Origin of the sequence: Alteromonas hispanica, from assembly GCF_010500915.1 — a bacterium.
Classification (GTDB): domain Bacteria; phylum Pseudomonadota; class Gammaproteobacteria; order Enterobacterales; family Alteromonadaceae; genus Alteromonas; species Alteromonas hispanica.
Window position 1 is genome coordinate 72,517 of the sequence record NZ_JAAAWP010000011.1, and the last position, 17,655, is coordinate 90,171.

The following is a 17,655-nucleotide window of genomic DNA, read 5'->3' on the forward strand; positions in this document are numbered from 1 at the left end:
ACTAAGCTTGGGTTCGCTTATGCTTTTCCTTTTCCTTTTCCTTACTCTTACCGATTGCAGAACTTGGCTTAATGCTTGAGTTTGTAGCCGGTGGAAAAAATGCCAGAATCTCATCAACGGGCGTTCGTTTCGCTCCATTTTGACTAATCGACCTCTTAACTGAAAGCATACTAAAATCTGCACCTTGATACAGATCTCGAGTTAACGGTAAGTCATGATTTGAGACCAGTACTGGAATACCGCGTTTTTGCGATGTTTTAGCCGCTAAGCTCGCCAGTTTTTCTTGTGCGTCTTGACCAAAACTATGACTAGCATAGCTTGTAAATGCCGCGGTTTTACTGATGGGCGCATAAGGAGGATCGCAGTAGATCACGCTGCCTTGTCGTGCGCGAGAAAACACCTTTTCAAATGGTAAACAAGTGAATGTGGCTTTTTGAGATTTTTCAGAAAAGACAAACATCTCATGCTCTGGGAAATAAGGCTTTTTATAGCGCCCAAAAGGCACGTTAAATTTGCCTTGGAGACTGTATCGACACAATCCATTGTATCCATGCCTATTCAAATACAAAAATAGAATGGCACGATAATACTCGTCCTTTGTGCCATTAAATTCTTCTCTTAACGCATAATACATAGGCTCGCTATTTCGAGCGCCACTGAAAAAGTCACGAGCGTCATTAATGAGCGCGTCCGGTTGCGCTTTGAGAAAGTTATACAGATTGATTAAATCGGGATTTATGTCGTTTAGCAGATAGCGTTTGTAATGCGTATTCAAAAATACAGAACCAGCGCCCACAAATGGCTCAATAAGCTTATTTGCTTGCGGTAATCTGGCTTGAATATGCTCAACCAAGCTGTATTTGCCACCGGCCCACTTCAAAAAAGCACGGTTCTTTTTTTGCATCATGCGTAAACGTTACTACCTACACGGAGAGAAGACGGTGGTTGTTCCTAACGTTGCCGTTCTGGGCTTATTGCTGGGTAAGAGAGTCTTGCGACATCACCACGTTAGTGGCTAATTGTATCTGTCATCGTTTGAACGGACAACCGGCAAGTACAGGCCAGAGAGCTTTCTTTTGCAAAGTGCCTAAAAAGCCTGCGGTTTCAATGTGTTTTACTCGCCTTTTGCTAAGTCAACTTCGCGAATGACTTGCTGACCACTCTTAGCAAAAGCAGACGCTTTGTTTGGATAATCAGGAAGTTGCTGCTTGGCTAGCTGAGCTTCTTCTGCAGAGGCAAAAGGCTGGTAGTAAACCACAACGTACCAGTCACCTCCATAACGCCATGTTTTATATATTCGCGTAATATCGCGCAAATTCTGCTCATTGATAAAGTCGTTAAGAACCTGAGGGTCCTTCATCGCTAACAATTGTAGCGCATATTCTGATGGCACGATCCAAGACTGATTGCTTGTGGGCGTCGTAACAGTTTCAGTTTGGTACGCTTTAGGCTCTTGAGCACCAGAGTTCTGCGCTGCTTGCGAGCTTTCTTTAGCATCAGCGCTTTCTTTGCTATCGGAAATAGCTTCTTGCCAACTAGTAACTAAGGCCTGCTCACTACTTGCCAATGTGTCATTAGCTTCACTGTTGTCAGGCGCAGCGTCGGAGGCCTTGATGTCTGATGCGCTCGCAGTGGCGGCTTCAATGTTGCCGACCTTATCACCAGTGATGGCATTAGCATCACCAGCGGTGTTACCGTTGTCAATTGCGCTAGTTTCTAGCGAATTTTCTCCGGTAACTTCTTCTCCGATAGCTTCTTCGCCGATAACTTCAACATGTTCTGCGCCTGAAATAAACGGCGAGGGGCCGACGTCTGAAGAAGACTTATCTGCAAGTAACGTGTCGTCATCTGTTGCGATGGTATCGTAAGCCGAGCCGGGCGCGATTAGGGGAGCGGTTTTGTCATCGACTTGTTCAATTGGGGTGAATAGAGACGCAATGTCGTCGCCATATTGCCAATAAACCAAGCCTGCAAATGTGCTTATAAAAACAAGCACTAATGCAACATATAGCCATCTAGACTTAAGCGGATTAGCAAAGCTTGTTGTAGATTGTAATTGGCGGCTTTCCAAGTGAGCCTGAAAAGCTTCTCTACGACTTGCTATCATTTTATCAAGGTCAGACTCGAATCGTGGCTGCTCATCAATAACCGATTGACTACTGATTATGAGAGGGGTTTCTGTATTTTTCGCAGGAAGCCATTTTTTCGCACGTTCAGCCCATACACTGTCAGCAAACAACAGCACATTTAAATGTTGTTTGTTGCCTGCAAACCGACTTTGTAGGACGAGGTCCCAGAGCTCTTGTAAAAAAGTATCAGGCAGGTGATGAGATTGAGTTATGGCAATTAATATTGGGCCTTCATGGTTATTCAGCTCAACGAGTAACTCATTAAGCGGCCTGACAAAGCTTCCTACTACCTGTCCAAGAAGCTGGCGACATAGTTGACGGCGATAGTCAGACACATCCATGGCATCTTGTGCGGTGAGGTAAGCTATCTCGGTATCATCGTGCTGTTGAAATACGAATGCTTCTAAGGTTTTTTGCTGTTGAGCAATAGAGTCGCCGCTGACAAAAATCAGCTGCGATGAATAGTTAACCAGATATTCCAAACGCTCATGCAGTTCATTTTGCATGTGTTTGCCCCTATAAAAACCTTGCGACGCGTAACATCAACACTGAATAACGCAAATAAGCGTTAGCGAATATAAAAGGCTAGGGTAATACGCGCGAAAGTATGTCGTCTGTCACTTCTTTAGTCACAACCGCACTGCCTATTCCTTGAGGGAGAACAAAGCGAATGCTACCTGCTTCTACTTTCTTATCCCGCTTCATATGCTTAACATAATCCGCCTTCGCCATACTTTTTGGCCCCTCGATAGGAAGGTTGAAAGCGCTGAATAAGTCGGCAACTCGACGAGTTTCTGACGCATTAAACCACGCTAGCTCTTGTGCTGCTAAGCAAGCAATTATAGTACCAGCTGCAACTGCTTCACCGTGTAGCCAGTTGCCATAGCCTTGTTCAGCTTCAATAGCGTGTCCAAAAGTATGCCCTAGATTAAGAATAGCGCGCAGTCCTCCCTCACGCTCATCTTTTGCTACAACTTCAGCTTTAATCTGACAACAGCGGTAAATGGTTTGGCTTAATATTTCGGTGTCTAGTGCTTTTAGCTTCTCAACAGCAGACTCTAGCCATGTAAAAAATGGGGCGTCATAAATGATGCCGTACTTTATTACCTCTGCCATGCCAGCTGCGAATTCTCGCTCTGGAAGGGTAGACAGTGACTTTGTATCTATTGCAACAAATACCGGCTGATAGAAGGCCCCAATCATGTTTTTGCCTAGCGGGTGATTTACTGCAGTTTTGCCACCAACAGAAGAGTCTACTTGCGATAGCAGTGTGGTAGGCACCTGAATAAAAGGTACGCCGCGTTGATAAGTTGCTGCTACAAAACCCGTTAAATCACCGATAACTCCACCGCCCAGAGCGATGAGTGTGGTATCTCTAGCTGCATTAAGCTCAAGCAGGCGAGTCATTACCACCTCAAACTGTGTCAGATTTTTGTGCTGTTCGCCATCGGGAAGAATGATAGTTTCAACACTCACATCACCACAGGCGGCTTTTGCTGCGTCGAGATACAAAGGTGCAACGGTTTCGTTGGTAACGATAACGGCCAAGGGGCCTTTGATGTAGGGGGCAAAGACAGCAGGCTTTGAAAGTAAGCCCGCTTCTATCTGTATAGGATAGCTACGTTCTCCAAGTTCCACAGTTAAGGTTGACATGGGCGTAGCACCTCCTAATACACTATTCTATTAAAGACCGATTTTACTGATGATTTGATTTGCAACGGCGCGTGCCGACTGGTCGTCGGTATCAACTACGTAGTCTGCAACCTCTTCATAAAGAGGGTTTCTTTGCTCGGCGAGGTCGCGAAGTACCTTCTCTGGATCTTCGTTCTGAAGCAGAGGGCGACGCTTGTCACGTTGTGTGCGAGCAACTTGCTTATCGATGGTAGTTTGCAAGTAAACAACGATTCCGCGGGCAGATAAACGGTTACGTACTGCTTTAGTCACGATAGAGCCACCGCCAGTCGCAAGCACAATACCTTGCTTGTCGGTCAAATCATTAATGACGTTTTCTTCCCGCGCTCTAAAACCATCCTCACCTTCTAAGTCAAAGATCCAAGCGATATCAGCCCCAGTACGGCGCTCAATTTCCTGATCAGAATCAAAAAAATCTAAGTGAAGTTCGTCTGCTAGATGTCTACCGATTGTGCTTTTGCCAGCACCCATCGGGCCAACTAAAAAGATATTACGTTTTTCAGCCATATTTGCTTATATCACAACTTAATCATGTTAGGGGCAGTGCACTGTTGCCTTACCAGCCTACCCATTGACTCGTGCCTATTTAATGTCCAATAAGCACCACTCCTTAAACCTCGTTAATATTTCGAGGCGGCGATTATCTCAGTTTCCGGTAAGGCGTTGCAAGTTTTGTTACCAACAATATGCATATACCTGTAATTTCTTATTAAAAAACGCGGTAAAAGTAAAAAACGTGCAAGGTTATGCACGTTTTTTACTAAGAGGGGCGGGACTTACGGTCTTTCAGTCACTATTTTCGGTGTAACGAAAATCAGCAATTCGCGTTTCTGCTGCAGCGTTGTCGTGTTTCTGAACAAGGCACCAAGCACTGGCAAGTCGCCAAATAGCGGAACTTTGTTCACACCGTCATTACTGGTTTGCTGAAAAATACCGCCAAGAACAATAGTTTCACCATTTTCTACCAATACTTGAGTTTGGATCTCTTGTGTATCGATAGCTACAGCATCACCAGTAGATGTTGATACAGTCTCGCCTCGCGTATCTTGAGTAACAACAAGGTCGAGGATAATTCTATTATCCGGTGTGATATGAGGCGTAACCTTGAGTGATAGCACTGCTTTTTTGAACTCAACCGCTGTAGCACCACTAGACGTCGCCTGCACAAAAGGAATTTCTGTACCTTGCTCAATGTATGCTTCGTGTTGGTTAGCGACGGTAATGCGGGGGCTTGCGATGATTTCCCCTTTATTTTCAGATTCTAGAGCTGACAGCTCTAAATCCAAAATGGTGCCGTCAATAAGGCTAGCAATTTGAAAGCCGATAGTTCCTGCTGCGCTGCTTACAGGTAAATTAACATTGAGTCGGTCATTAATAGTTGGCGCTATACCACCTGCAATAGTATCGGCGCCTTCCAAAGAGCCTGATACGCCATTGTCGTCTTGTCTGTCGCTAAATCCCCAGCGTACACCAAGCTGTTCATCTACGTTATCAAGCACAGTCACCATGCGACTCTCTATTAGTACCTGCTTAACGGGGATATCAAGCACTTCAATCGTTTTTCTCGCTTCGTCAATCGACTCCAGTGTATCTCTGATTAGTAACGTGTTGGTACGTTCATCAACAGTAACACCGCCTCTGTCTGACAAAATACCGCCTTCGGTCGATTTTAAAATAGCCGCCAGTTCTGCTGCTTTCGCATAGTTAATAGCAATATCTACAGTTTGTAGAGGGGCTAAATCTGCCACTTGTTGGCGAGACTGAAGGGCTTGGGTTTCCCTTGCTGATAATTCCTCTGCCGGCGCAATAAGTAAAATGTTGCCTTCTAAACGTTTGTCTAGGCCTTTCACCCGCATAATCATATCGAGGGCTTGGTCCCATGGTACGCCAGAAAGGCTTATGGTTACGTTACCAGTGACGGAATCGGTAGTGACTAGGTTGAAGCCGTTAACTTGGGCAATAATTTGTAATACTTGACGAACAGGAACGTCTTGAAAATCGAGTGATATTGGTTCGCCCGTATACTCGGTTTCACTCTCAAGCGCTTCTTGCTGCTCTTTCGCCATAGGTGTTACTTCAATTTGCAGCTGATTCCCTTTTACCGAGTTTTTAACAACAACCGCACCTTCATAATTTACTTCTACGCGAGACGATTTGCCGTCTTCAAAAGTTTCTATGGTGGATACCACCGTACCAAAGTCTGCGACATCTAGCTCTACAAGCTGGTCTTCACCTAACTTTGTTGCCATTAACGTTACCGACACTTTTCCTTGTGACTCCACTAGCTGTGTTTTAGGCACTTCGCCTTCAAACGTCACTAGAGTAATCGCCGTGTTTTTCGCGTCCTGCGTAAAATCTACATCTGTTACTGTCGTGGTAACAAGTGCTGCATCACTTTTTGATTGCGGGTCAATTAACAGAGTGTCTTGAGCTTTTGACGGGGCAACAAGCAAAGTAAAAGAAAGAAATACGGCAATGGCGCCTGCCAACCAATACCATCTCGGGCCGCTTCGATTGAGTGACTTATTAAAAATATATCGTTCGGCCATGCTTAATCTCCCGCCTGTGATGCTGTAGTCATTGTCGTTGTTTTCCTTTGCCAGCAGCCAGCACCATCTGGTAATAACTGTTCTATAGTAATCGATTCTGCGTCAATTTGCGTAATGCTGCCGTAAAACAGTCCTATTCTGCTGTTTAATTTGGCTTTGTGCAGCGCGCCATCGTTGCTTTTAATTAATGCCCACTTTTCGCCGCCTACAGTAAAACTTCCTGTTAGTGCCAGCGCATCTAAGCCGTATTGTTCTAGCGTCTGTTTTGCGCGCTGAAAATCGGGCTGAAGACAGTTTTCAACCCGAGTTTGACTCACAACTGCCGGCGTACCTTTTGGTTGTTCAAAAGGGCTTCTTAACGATGCAGAACTGTAGGCAAAAGGTGGATGTGTTACAAACTTAGTATAAGGCTCAACACTGGGTTGAGCGCGATTCTTCACACTCTCCGTGTAAGTACGCAAGTCAGTCAATTCGGGTGAGCAGCCTGAGATAATAGCAAAAATAAATAAAGATAAAAGATAACGCATTATTCTTTATCTCCCTCTAGCAGTGAGGGGTTATCAGAGCGATAGGTTCTTGCCTGCAGTTTGAGAGTAAGACCGCTTTCATCCCTTGCAATATCAAAATCGTGCAACGTTACTATACGCGGGAGGTCTGCAACCTCAGAAACAAATTCGCCAAAATTGTGATACCCACCGCTGACTTCCATCTCTATCGGCAATTCAGTGTAGAATTCTTTAGGTACCTCTTGCTGCCAATTAAGCAGTCTAAATGTTAGGCCTGCAGACGTGCCGACATACGTAATGTCGTCGAGTAACCCGGGGGTTTCATTACTGGTTGGCAAACTTTTCAGCATAGAAGAAAAGTCTTTTTTGATTTGCTCTAGCTGGGCTTGATAGGCCTCAAGGTTGGCAGCAATTCGATACTTTGCTTCAAATTGAAGCTTGAGTTCATCTTCTTTGAGTTTCGCCGCATCTAGAATAGGAAGCTTAGGGCTGATCAAGAGATAGTAACTTAATGCTCCTACCGCTATAGCAACAAACGCAGCGACGACAATTCGTACCTCATTGGGCCAAATTGCAATTTGCTCGAAATCGAGTTCATTGAGTTCTTTTAGTTTAGAGACATCAAATTTCATCGTTATTGGGCCTCATCGTCTGCATTGTTTAACGGTGCTACATTGGGGGCAATAGCAAAGTTAAGCGTAAAGTCACTTACCGCTCGTGCTGCGCTGCTGTCAGATTTAATCGTTGAGAGTTCGGCGGCCACAAATATGTCCGACTTATCCAAGGCGCGCATAAAATCAGACAGTCTATTGTTAGAATCGCTGGTACCTTCAATCTTTATGTTGTTACCAGTGCGAGTCATGGTATTAAAAGCAACACCGGAAGGCACTAGCTTTGCCAGTTCGTCGAATACAATTGGAGCGATATTTCGACTAGCCTGTAGCTGCTCTATCAACGTCATTCTCTGTTCAATGGCGCTTTTGTTTTCTTTCACTTTTTTGATGTCGCCAATTTGTCTGTCGAGGGCGGCAATTTCTTGCTCTAGGTATTGGTTACGAGAGTTCTGATGATTAATTTGTTGATCGATGGCTTGTCCAATGAACCAGAATATCAGACCGACAATGGCTGCTACCGCTAATAAGCCAGCTAAATATTGTTGCTTTTGATGCTGGCGCTGTTTTTCACGCCAGGGCAGTAGGTTTACATGTGCCATGGCGTAAAGCTCCTGCTTGCCAAGCCCGCCGCAATAACTAATTGAGGTGCTACTTTTTGTAACTTGGCGGCGTCTAACTTAGGATTCACCGACATTCCTGCAAACGGATTAAAGCAGGCAACATCTAGCCCTAGGTCTTGATTGAGTATATCGACTAACGGTGTGATAGTGGCAGCCCCCCCAGACAGTAAAATCTTTTTCGGTCTTTCTGCGTGAAGTGTACTCATATACATCTGAAGTGCGCGGTTAATACTTTGTTGAAGATTAGCAGCAAAAATTGGCAGTGTGTCTTCAACCCAATTGCCAGATAATGTGCCATCAAGCAATTGACGCTCGGCAGTTTCACGCTCAATCATGTGAATGGCGCTAATGTCACTGACTAGGTTATTTAAGCCAAAGGAATGCTCTTTGTTGTAAATGACGTTTCCGTCTTTAACCACACACACTTGCAATAGCGATGCGCCGACATTGACACAGCACACAGGCTCATCGTCGGGCGCTGAATGAAAATAGTCTATGGCATTACCGATGGCATAGTTTTCCATATCCACTATTTTGGGCTCGAAGTTAGCTTCTCTTGCCAACAGTAGTCGGCTGTCTACTAAATCTTTATGAGCGGCAGTAAGCAACACGTTTACTTTACCTGTGTGAGTAGTGCTAGGTCCCATCTCTTCAAAGTCTAGGTATACTTCTTCAAGCGGATAGGGGATAAGACTATCTGCTTCAATTTCAATTTGATTCTCTAAATCATAATCGCTTTGCTCTGGGTCCATGTATACCACCTTACTGATTACAGAGGTACCGGCCACAGCTACGTTCGCAAGCTTAATTTTTGTTTTTAATGCCTTTTTCACTTTTTTAAGCGCTACGCTTATTGACTCGTAATCTTTGATGTCGCGTTCTGAAAATGCTGTTTTGCTTATGGATTCACAGGCATAGCCTTGAAGAACAAAGCCTTCTTTGCTTTGCTCTATCCACACCGCTTTTATTTGACGCGTGCCTATATCTAAGCCCACAATGGGTGGCAGCTTTTTTTTCAGTAGCGATTTCATTTATTCGTGCCTAGTTCCAAAGGTAGTTGCTCTAAAGTACAATATTACGCTAAATAATTTATATGTATGGTTCTATTGATAACACATACGTATAGAATATACGTCATTTCATCATAAATTTCCTTGGTATCCGTTACAGTGAAGTACATTAAACCGTTCATCCTTTTCAGCTTCCTTTCTGGCCTTCTTGGCTTTGCTGCGCTAGTAGGTATTTACTTTTATATCAAACCCGACCTGCCTAGTGTTACTGTCCTTAAGGATGTTCGTCTACAGACACCTATGCAAATCTATACTAAAGATGGAAAACTTATTTCTCAGTATGGAGTTAAACGGCGGATACCGGTAAAACTTGAGGACGTTCCTCAGCAATTGATAGATGCCATTCTGGCCACAGAAGACAGCCGTTTTTACGAACACCACGGTATTGACCCCATTGGTATAGCTCGTGCTGCCGTTAGCCTAATTTTAACAGGCGAAAAACGACAGGGTGCCAGTACACTCACTATGCAGCTTGCACGAGGCTTTTTTCTTTCCCGAGAAAAAACATATATCCGAAAAGTAAAAGAAATTTTTATCGCTCTGCATATGGAGCAAGAGTTATCAAAACAAGAGATCTTGGAGCTTTACCTCAATAAGATTGAGTTGGGTCATCGCTCCTTTGGTTTTGGTGCGGCAGCGCAAGTTTATTACGGCAAACCATTAACCGAGCTGTCTCTTGCTCAAATTGCCACTATTGCTGGCCTACCTAAAGCCCCCTCGGTTCTCAACCCCATTAGTGGTCCAGAACGTTCAGTCGAGCGAAGAAGAGTTGTTTTATTGCGCATGCTTGATGAACAATACATCACCAGAGCAGAATTCGATGAAGCTGTTCAGGCACCCGTAACTGCTCGTAAACACGGTGCTGAAATTGAGGTGGACGCCCCCTATTTAGCCGATGTTATTTATACCGAAATGGTAGAAACCTACGGAAAAGAAGAAGCAGAAACAGGGGGGTATCAAGTTTACGCAACGGCTACTTCAGACCTACAGCTAGCAGCGCAAAGAGCGGTAGTACGCAATTTACACGATTATGACGAGCGACACGGTTACAAAGGCGCTCTTGGTTACTTATGGGATATTCCGAAACCAGAGTCTAAAGACGATAAAATACCCCAGTTATCGCTGAGCTTTGATGTCAGTAATCGCACGCAGCGAGAGATGTGGGACCAGGCCTCTCTCCTATCAGTACTAGAAGAGGTGCCACATATTAAACCGCTGGTACCTTCGGTAGTGACAAGCGTTAACGAAAAGTCTATTGAGGTACTTTCCGTAGATGGTGAACTACGCACTGTAGAGTGGGATGGACTTGATTGGGCGCGAAAATACATAACGGATTTCAGGCAAGGCAGCGACCCAGAAACAGCTTCTGATGTTACTCGTGAAGGTGCTGTTATTTATATACGCGAGCAAGATGATGCTTGGCGTATCGCTCAAATCCCCGAAGTCAGCGGAGCATTTATTGCGCTTAATCCTGAAAATGGTGCAGTAGAAGCGGTTGTTGGTGGCTACAGTTTTTATCAAAGCCAATTTAATAGAGCCACGCAGGCTAAACGTCAGGTAGGCTCTAATATCAAACCTTTTGTTTACTCGGCAGCTATTGATAATGGCTATACGTTAGCGTCTATCATCAATGATGCACCCATTAACCAATGGAATGCGGCTACTGGTGTGGCTTGGCGACCACAAAATTCACCGGCTGAATACGATGGCCCCATTCGCATGCGTAAGGCATTGGGTAAGTCGAAAAACGTGGTGTCTGTTAGATTACTGCGTGGTGTGGGGTTGCGTGAAACCGCTAATTATCTAACGCGCTTTGGATTTGATAAAGAAGACATACCATTGGATGAGACAGTATCGCTGGGTTCGAGTTCTCACACACCGTTAGAGGTGGTTCGTGCTATGTCGGTTATCGCCAACGGTGGATACCTTGTTAATCCTCATTTTATTGACAAGGTGCTCGACGAAAGTGGCAATCAACTATGGCAGGCTAACCCCGTGTGGGCCTGTAACCGTTGCGAAAATGAAAGTGATAATGTCAGCGCAGAGTCTATAGATGAGAACGACGTAGAAGCCTTGCTTGCTGCAGAATTTGGAGATGCATTACCAATTACCGGTGAAGCGGATGAGGAGCAAGAGAAAATCATCGCGCCACAGGTAATTACTCCACAGAATGCTTTCTTAGTTGCTGAAATGATGCGCACGGGCGTGCGAGCAAACGGTGATTGGAATAAAAAAACATATTGGCTAGGAACTGGTTGGCGAGCGCGGAATATACTTCAGCGAACCGATATCGCAGGTAAAACGGGGACCACTAACGACTCAAGAGATACTTGGTTTAGCGGCTTTCACAAAGACATAGTAGCCACTGCTTGGGTTGGGTTCGACAATATGAGTAGACAACTTGGTCGCGCAACCCGTAATCAAAATCTAATCAACAAGAACCCTGAAAAATTCAATTGGATTGGTAACGCACTAATTGGCACCGAAGATGGCGCTAAGGCAGCAGGCCCAGCTTGGATAAGATTTATGGAGTACGCTCTAGAAGATAAGCCCTATTCACCGCTTCCTGTACCCGAAGATATTGTGCGTGTTCGCATTGATCGTACCAGTGGAAAGTTGACCAATCGCACAGACCATACGACACTATTCGAATATTTCTTGCAAGGAACCGAGCCTACTGTTTACGTTCGAGATGACGAGGTAGTAGATCCGGCCGAGCAAGATGAGAAAACGACGCCAGAGGCAGAAGAAATATTTTAATAAGAGGAAAGGGGCGAAATAACGATCCCTTTTAAGCTTTGGCTATTTACTTGTCTGAACCCACAACCGGAAAAATCATGTCAGAAGATTCACAGCGCTATCTTTATATTCCGCATTCCGGCCCCTCGTTGCTGGAAACGCCCTTGCTCAATAAAGGCAGTGCATTTACTGCACGAGAACGAGCTGCATTTAACTTAACGGGGTTAGTGCCGCCTCGTTATGAGAGTATTGATGAACAGGTAGAGCGCGCTTATATGCAGTACAGCAGCTTCGATGAAGCGCTGAATAAGCACATTTATCTACGCGCTATTCAAGATAATAACGAGACGCTGTTTTACCGCCTTATTCAAAAATATATCGACGAAATGATGCCGCTGATCTACACCCCGACGGTAGGTGATGCATGCGAACAGTTTTCTGATATTTATCGCAGTTCTCGCGGTTTGTTCGTGTCTTATGAAGAGCGCCATCAAATAGATGATATCGTGCGTAATGCCACTAAACGTAAAGTTAAAGTTATCGTAGTCACCGACGGCGAGCGTATCTTAGGTTTGGGTGACCAAGGTATTGGTGGAATGGGCATTCCTATTGGAAAACTGTCTCTATATACGGCGTGTGGTGGTATAAGCCCCGCTTATACACTACCGGTAATGCTAGATGTGGGAACCAATAACGAAAAACTGTTGAACGACCCTATGTATATGGGTGCTCGTCACCCCCGTATCGAGCAAAAAGAATACGATGAGTTTGTCGACATGTTCATTCAAGCCGTTAAGCGCCGTTGGCCAGATGTGCTTATTCAATTTGAAGACTTCGCTCAGCCTAATGCAATGCCCCTGCTTAATCGCTACCGCAACGATGTTTGCTGTTTCAATGACGATATACAAGGAACGGCTGCAGTTACGCTGGGGACTATATTAGCGGCGTGCAGAACGAAACAACAAAAACTAAGCGACATGAAAGTTGTGTTTGTTGGGTCTGGCTCAGCAGGTTGTGGTATTGCTGAAATGCTTATTCAACAAATGGTTTTTGAGGGGTTAACCGACGAGCAAGCACGCAAGCAAGTGTTTATGATCGACCGGTTCGGTCTTTTAACCGAGGGTATGGAAGGCTTACGAGACTTCCAAGAAAAGCTGCAGCAAAAACGCGACGATTTGGCCGATTGGACATTTAGCGGTGACTACGCGTCTTTACTTGACGTTATGCACTGTGCCAAGCCCGACGTGCTTATTGGTGTATCTGGGCAACCAGGCTTGTTTACCGAGCAAATAATTTGTGCAATGAAGCAAAACTGCGAGCTGCCAATTATCTTCCCGCTCAGCAATCCATCTAGACAAGTTGAGGCACGTCCTGAGCAGGTTATCGAATGGACTGATGGCGAAGTCATTATCGCTACGGGAAGTCCGTTTAAACCTGTTGAGTATAATGGCAAAGTGTTCCCTATCGCCCAATGCAATAACTCTTATATTTTCCCGGGTATAGGATTAGGTGTTGTGGCGTCTAAAGCAAAGCTGATTAGCGATGAAATGTTGATGGCGGCGAGTAACGCGCTTGCTAAAGCGTCTCCATTAGTCAACACCGGTGAAGGCTCACTACTTCCTTCACTCGTGCAAATTGCAGAATTAAGCCGAGACATCGCCTTTGAGGTTGGTAAAGTTGCCATGCAACAAGGCTTAGCGCTTGAAATGCCTGAAGAGGCACTGCGCGCAAGTATCGAGCGAAACTTTTGGAAGGCCGAGTATCGCCCTTACAAGCGGGTGAGTATTTAACTCTCACGAGTATTTAAATGACGGAAAAGCAGGCGCAGAGCCTGCTTTCTAATCGCTATTACGCAATTTTAATTCCCCCACCGTGTAAACCTGTTGCCGAAGTGCAACATTTTCCCATCTCTTTTATTTTTACTCGTTCAAAAATGTTATTAAGGTAATGAAATTATTGGCTATTTTATTTTTGGCGCAATAATTGATAACAATTGATATTGATAAAACACATATTTAGGACGTTTACTGGTTACAGTCAGTCAACCAGCAAATAAAAAACAAATAGCCTAAGAATGAGCGAAAGCAAAGAAAAGCGTTGTGGATGAAGCTCCAACGTTCAACTATTTCAGCAGCGTTTCTAAGCTGCGGGCAATAAAAAAGGTACTTCTATGAATAAGTCTAAACTATCTTCTCTGGCACTCTTCAATAAGAGTATTAAGTATACAATCTACTTGCCACTCGTTGTCGCTACCAGCGCAGTCTTGAGTGCATGTGGAGGTTCTTCTGACGATCCTTCTGATGTATCACCTACAACCACAGGTTTCTCTCTTGCCGTTTCTGATGCGCCAGTAGACAGTGCGTCAGAAGTTGTTGTTGTGTTCGATGAGGTTGAGCTTACTGGTGACGGAGCGCCCATTAGATTTGATGTACAAGACGAGAATGGAGATCCTCGCAGCATTGACTTATTAACATTGCCCGGCAGTCAATTTGAGACCATCGTTGCAGAAACAGCGATTCCTACAGGCGCTTACAGCCAGCTAAGGCTTAGCGTAACGTCAGACTCGTATATCGTGACAGAAGAGGGCACATTTCCTATTCGTGTCCCTAGTGGTGAATTGAAGCTCGATGGTTTCACCGCTCAGCCAGGTTTTGACGCCGCCTACACCGTAGAGTTTGATTTAAGAAAAAGTTTGGTCGATCCAGTCGGACAGCCTGTCATTATGCTGAAGCCAAGGGGCGTACGGCTAGTTCTTAACGATGATGTTGGGACATTGGAAGGAAGCATAGCCCCAACATTACTCGACGATGAACAATGTGCATCAAAAATGGATTTGTTTACGGGCAATGCCGTTTATCTCTACGAAGGCGAACAAAGCTCAATCAATAGCTTAGGCGACGATGCGGATGAAGGTGCAGATGACAGCGAAGTGCGTCCATTTGCTATTGTGCCAGTTACCTATGACGACGTTACGCAGGCTTATAATTTTACAGCAGGTTTTGTTCCCCAGGGCGAGTATACCGCAAGCTTTTCGTGCACGGCTTTATTTGACGAGCCGGAAACTGATGAAGATGAAGTAGACGGTTTCTCTCTCCAGACCCTCGATACTACAACTGTGGTTGCAGGTGAAACTACTACGCTCGACATAGAATAGCCCTAAAAAGGCTTTAATGGTTTGCGTGCAAAGGACTGTGCGCCTTTTATGTCAGTAAGCCTGAAACCGTGTTTGTTGGTCGAAGGAATTGAGCTTTAGAGCTTTAAAAGTTGTTTTTAACTATCAATAAGTACGTTAATACACCTACTGCCGTTAAGCTGCGAGTAGGTCACAACCACTATGATAAGGAGAAGCAATGTCGACATCAGACAACTACAGCCCACCGAAAGTATGGTCGCAAGATGAAGATGATGGTAATAAATGGGCCAGCATCAATCGTCCTGTTTCTGGCGCGACTCACGACAAAGAACGTGAAACAGGCAATCATGGTTTTCAACTTTATTCTTTAGCCACGCCCAACGGACAGAAAGTCACCATTATGCTGGAAGAGTTGTTGGCGGCTGGTGTCAGTAACGCAGAGTATGACGCTTGGTTAATTAATATCGGTGAGGGCGATCAATTTTCTTCAGGCTTTGTGGACGTAAACCCAAACAGTAAAATTCCCGCGTTAGTAGACACAACGACAACGCCGGAAACAAAGCTTTTTGAATCGGGCTCTATATTGATGTATCTGGCCGACAAGTTCGATATGTTTATACCCAAAGAGCCCCATGAAAAAGTGGAGTGCATGAACTGGTTGTTTTGGCAGGTGGGCAGCGCGCCTTATCTCGGTGGCGGGTTTGGTCACTTTTATAGTTACGCGCCATATCCAATGGAATACCCGATTAACCGTTTTACCATGGAAACCAAGCGACAGCTTGATGTGTTAGACAAGCATTTGGCTAATAATGAATATATGGCAGGAAGTGAGTACAGTATTGCAGATATAGCTATCTGGCCATGGTACGGAAACCTTGTACTGGGCAATTTGTACGATGCTGCTACATTCCTTAAAGTTCATGAGTATCAGCATTTGCTCAACTGGGCTCAAAAAATAGAACAGCGAACGGCCGTAAAGAGAGGGCGTATTGTTAACAAAACCTGGGGCGAGGACGGACAGTTAGCAAACCGCCACAGCGCAACAGATGTGGATAACGCATTAAAACAGTAGTACTAACTATCGTTTAGAGTATATAGGTCAAGCGCACTCTGTAATAAATAAGCGCCGCTTGCTAAATGAGCGCCGCTTGCTAAATGAGCGCCGCTAGCTAGATAAGTGTCGCTTGGCTTTTGTAATATGCGCGTTTAAGGGGAGTAAGGTCCCAGTCTTTGAGTTCAACCTCAAAGGAAAAGTCTCCCACATCTCCCCGCCAGTTTTGGTCGGGTTCGGCAGGCCAAGTTTTCATAAATACAAACTTTCCTCGCAAACAGTGCAGTACGTCCACCGACTCTTCTCCAGAGGATGAATGGTAACGTGTTTCGCTTATAACGCTGCCTTCTTGGCAAGGCGAATCAAAAAATATAAACCCTCTGAAGCGACCTGCATCGCTAATGGTAACAAGGGCGGCATATTTATCGTTGCTATACACTTTGCGTATTGCCGGCAATTCACCTTCTACATACTTAATTTGCAACCTAAGTGCTTCGTTATACCACTCCCATCCTTGACTGCCCATGTAGGTGAGCTCTTCCTTTTTGCTGTGGGCACGCCAAACAGTCTGGTAGGAATATGCAGCACTGATGATTATTGTGACAACAATAAATAAAAAGGTCGCAATTAATAGCGTTCGAGATGTGGTGAGGCGCATAAACTAACAGCCCTTTAATAGCGTTATGATTTTGATAACCAAATAGTCTTTACGTTAATCGCATAAAGACGGTTTGCCACGAGCAAAAGCTAAAGGGAATTTAATTAACGTGGTAAAGAAAGCCGAGGGATTCGCCCTCGGCACGAATTCAACATTGTGCCTATTGTCGTTTTTGTATTCGCCGCATAATCAATGCTTAGATTATTGGGTTGCGGCTATGGCATAAACGTGAAGTCTAATTGCTTGCAGCGCACGGTCTTTCCAGGGTAAGGAATAAGAAGTTTTCTGCCCGTCATAACGTGATTCTGCAGTAGAAGAATTGTAGGCAAAAATACCTGTATCGTTTAACGAAACAAAGCCATGGATAAGAGCCAATATGTGGCTTGCACTTGCACTGCCTTTCTCTGGAGTTGGAGACTTTTTATGTATAGGAAGTGTCAGTGACGAAAGTTTGTGTGTAATTTGATTAAATGCCGTAGCTGCTTCTTCGGATGGTGTGCATTCATGTGCAGTTGGGTTGAATACAAGCCGATAGTAAGCATTATGAGTCACTGAGAAATCGAGTAGCCGTTCGCTTGCTTCAAGAATTTTGTCGGAATCTGTTTTCCCGGTTACTCCCTCTATTTCATTAAGCAGTAACTCACAGCCTTTTATGTAAAGCGCATTGAGTAAACCTTGCTTACCTTTGAAGTGACTATAAATTCCAATAGTTGATAGCCCAGCTCGCTGGGCTACTGTTCTTACGCTAAGTGCCTCTAAACCGCGTTCTTCAAATAAGGCTGTGGCAGCCGCTACAATTTTTTCTTTGTTGTGCATAAAAGCAAACCATCCAATAAACAGTGAGATACAAATCGACAAGTAATGTCATAACACAGTTATGATTATAGGATGGAA

15 protein-coding genes are annotated in these 17,655 nt (G+C 44.7%); 4 read left to right on the top strand and 11 right to left on the bottom strand.

Annotation, left to right across the window (positions count from 1 at the left end; translation table 11 throughout):
- Nucleotide 1 precedes the first annotated feature (1 nt).
- From GTW09_RS15200 to pilM, 9 genes are all read right to left on the bottom strand, one after another.
- Nucleotides 2–907 (bottom strand): Dam family site-specific DNA-(adenine-N6)-methyltransferase, encoded by a 906-nt coding sequence (locus tag GTW09_RS15200; protein WP_239059423.1) that lies wholly within the window; start codon nucleotides 905–907, stop codon nucleotides 2–4.
- Between the two features lie 207 nt (nucleotides 908–1,114).
- Nucleotides 1,115–2,635 carry an SPOR domain-containing protein gene (locus GTW09_RS15205; protein WP_163112565.1) on the bottom strand — a complete coding sequence of 507 codons (1,521 nt, stop codon included), beginning with the start codon at nucleotides 2,633–2,635 and terminating at the stop codon, nucleotides 1,115–1,117.
- 79 nt (nucleotides 2,636–2,714) lie between these two features.
- Nucleotides 2,715–3,782, bottom strand: coding sequence for a 3-dehydroquinate synthase (gene aroB, locus GTW09_RS15210; protein WP_163112566.1), 1,068 nt, complete (start codon nucleotides 3,780–3,782; stop codon nucleotides 2,715–2,717).
- Between the two features lie 30 nt (nucleotides 3,783–3,812).
- Nucleotides 3,813–4,328 (bottom strand): shikimate kinase AroK, encoded by a 516-nt coding sequence (gene aroK / locus GTW09_RS15215; protein WP_071978459.1) that lies wholly within the window; start codon nucleotides 4,326–4,328, stop codon nucleotides 3,813–3,815.
- Nucleotides 4,329–4,597: 269 nt separating this feature from the next.
- On the bottom strand, nucleotides 4,598–6,370 hold the full coding sequence (locus tag GTW09_RS15220) for a type IV pilus secretin PilQ (RefSeq protein WP_163112567.1): 1,773 nt from the start codon (nucleotides 6,368–6,370) through the stop codon (nucleotides 4,598–4,600).
- A gap of 2 nt (nucleotides 6,371–6,372) precedes the next feature.
- Complete coding sequence (locus GTW09_RS15225; protein ID WP_071978461.1) at nucleotides 6,373–6,897, bottom strand: pilus assembly protein PilP; 525 nt, start codon at nucleotides 6,895–6,897, stop codon at nucleotides 6,373–6,375.
- Nucleotides 6,897–7,508, bottom strand: a complete 612-nt coding sequence (locus GTW09_RS15230) for a type IV pilus inner membrane component PilO (RefSeq protein ID WP_071978462.1) — start codon at nucleotides 7,506–7,508, stop codon at nucleotides 6,897–6,899. The genes GTW09_RS15225 and GTW09_RS15230 overlap by 1 nt, the downstream gene beginning before the upstream one ends.
- A 2-nt stretch (nucleotides 7,509–7,510) precedes the next feature.
- On the bottom strand, nucleotides 7,511–8,089 hold the full coding sequence (locus GTW09_RS15235) for a PilN domain-containing protein (protein ID WP_100970814.1): 579 nt from the start codon (nucleotides 8,087–8,089) through the stop codon (nucleotides 7,511–7,513).
- Entirely contained in the window at nucleotides 8,077–9,141 is a 1,065-nt protein-coding gene (gene pilM / locus GTW09_RS15240; RefSeq protein ID WP_071978464.1) for a type IV pilus assembly protein PilM, read from the bottom strand. Before pilM ends, GTW09_RS15235 begins: the two co-directional genes overlap by 13 nt.
- Before the next feature lie 138 nt (nucleotides 9,142–9,279).
- Here pilM and GTW09_RS15245 point away from each other — a divergent pair, with 138 nt between their 5' ends.
- The 4 genes from GTW09_RS15245 (at nucleotide 9,280) to yghU (ending at nucleotide 16,124) form a co-directional block, all read left to right on the top strand.
- Nucleotides 9,280–11,940, top strand: a complete 2,661-nt coding sequence (locus GTW09_RS15245; RefSeq protein ID WP_163112568.1) for a PBP1A family penicillin-binding protein — start codon at nucleotides 9,280–9,282, stop codon at nucleotides 11,938–11,940.
- Nucleotides 11,941–12,017: 77 nt separating this feature from the next.
- Nucleotides 12,018–13,709, top strand: coding sequence for an NAD-dependent malic enzyme (locus GTW09_RS15250; protein ID WP_163112569.1), 1,692 nt, complete (start codon nucleotides 12,018–12,020; stop codon nucleotides 13,707–13,709).
- 380 nt (nucleotides 13,710–14,089) lie between these two features.
- Nucleotides 14,090–15,073: a DUF4382 domain-containing protein gene (locus GTW09_RS15255; RefSeq protein WP_163112570.1), complete on the top strand. Its 984-nt coding sequence runs from the start codon at nucleotides 14,090–14,092 to the stop codon at nucleotides 15,071–15,073.
- Between the two features lie 196 nt (nucleotides 15,074–15,269).
- On the top strand, nucleotides 15,270–16,124 hold the full coding sequence (yghU, locus tag GTW09_RS15260; protein WP_163112571.1) for a glutathione-dependent disulfide-bond oxidoreductase: 855 nt from the start codon (nucleotides 15,270–15,272) through the stop codon (nucleotides 16,122–16,124).
- Nucleotides 16,125–16,221: 97 nt separating this feature from the next.
- Here the strand turns inward: yghU and GTW09_RS15265 are convergent, their stop codons facing one another.
- Both GTW09_RS15265 and GTW09_RS15270 read right to left on the bottom strand, forming a co-directional pair.
- Nucleotides 16,222–16,761 (bottom strand): hypothetical protein, encoded by a 540-nt coding sequence (locus GTW09_RS15265; RefSeq protein WP_163112572.1) that lies wholly within the window; start codon nucleotides 16,759–16,761, stop codon nucleotides 16,222–16,224.
- A 201-nt stretch (nucleotides 16,762–16,962) separates the two neighbouring features.
- Nucleotides 16,963–17,577 carry a TetR/AcrR family transcriptional regulator gene (locus tag GTW09_RS15270; protein ID WP_163112573.1) on the bottom strand — a complete coding sequence of 205 codons (615 nt, stop codon included), beginning with the start codon at nucleotides 17,575–17,577 and terminating at the stop codon, nucleotides 16,963–16,965.
- Nucleotides 17,578–17,655: the final 78 nt, after the last annotated feature.